Below are 1,254 nucleotides of genomic sequence, written 5' to 3' on the forward strand. Positions count from 1 at the left end.
GATCGCCTGCGCATCGAGGCCTGCCTCGTGGTACTGGGCGGCCTGGGTGTTGTGGTCGATGAAGCGGTCGGGCAGGGCCATGGGGCGGAAGCGCACGCGGTCGAGCAGCCCGGTCTTGGCCAGGTGCATCATCACGAACGCCCCGAACCCGCCGGGCGCGCCTTCCTCGATGGTGATCAGCACGGCATGGTTGCGCGCAAGCTGTTCGATCAGCGCGGTGTCCAGCGGATTGGCAAAGCGCGCGTCGGCTACCGTGGGCGCAAGCCCCTGCGCCGCCAGCATGTCGGCGGCCTTCAGCGCCTCCGCCAGGCGCGGGCCGAGCGAGAGGATCGCGATCCCGCCACGCTCCGGCCCGGACTGGCGCGTCATCTCGCGCACGATGCGCCCGCGCCCGATCTCCATCACCTTGCCCGCCGCCGGCAGGTCAAGGCCGAACCCGCCGCCGCGCGGGTAGCGCAGGGCGATCGGTCCCTCGTCAAATGCCGCCGCCGTCGTGGTCATGTTGAGCAGTTCAAGCTCGTCACTGGGCGCCATGATGGTGATGCCCGGCAGGCAGCCGAGGTAGTTCAGGTCGAACGCGCCGGCATGCGTCGCGCCGTCCGCGCCGACAAGGCCCGCGCGGTCGATGGCGAAGCGCACCGGCAGGTTCTGCAGCACCACGTCATGCATCACCTGGTCATAGGCGCGCTGCAGGAAGGTGGAATAGATCGCGCAGAACGGGCGCATCCCCTCGGTCGCAAGGCCCGCGGCGAACGTCACGGCATGCTGCTCGGCGATGCCGACATCGAAGAAGCGCTCGGGGAAGGCCTTGGCGAACTTGTCCAGCCCCGTGCCCGACGGCATCGCCGCCGTGATCGCCACGATCCGGTCGTCCGCTTCCGCCTGGCGCAGCAGTTCGCGCGAGAAGACGGACGTGTAGGACGGCGGCCCGGCGGGGCCCTTCTTCTGCTCGCCGGTGACGACGTTGAACTTGGCGACGGCGTGGTACTTGTCACCCGCCGATTCGGCAGGGGTATAGCCACGCCCCTTCTCTGTTATGACATGCAGCAGCACGGGGCCAAGGTCGTCCGCGTCGCGCAGGTTGCGCAGGATCTGGACAAGCTGCGTCATGTCATGCCCATCGACCGGGCCGACATAATAGAAGCCGAGTTCCTCGAACAGCGTGCCGCCGGTGATGATGCCGCGCGCATATTCGTCGGCCTTCTTCGCCGTGCGCTCCAGCCGGTCGGGCAGGCGCTTTGCCATCTTGGCGGC

At 68.6% G+C, this 1,254-nt stretch carries 1 protein-coding gene; it reads right to left on the minus strand.

Features of this window, described 5'->3' with window-relative positions; genetic code table 11:
• Window positions 1-1,254, minus strand: a 1,254-nt coding sequence (gene dxs / locus CFR72_RS16810) for a 1-deoxy-D-xylulose-5-phosphate synthase (RefSeq protein WP_110914817.1), incomplete at both ends; no start/stop codon positions are given.

It is taken from the genome of Gluconacetobacter entanii (assembly GCF_003206495.1).
In the GTDB taxonomy this organism is placed as follows: Bacteria; Pseudomonadota; Alphaproteobacteria; order Acetobacterales; family Acetobacteraceae; genus Novacetimonas; species Novacetimonas entanii.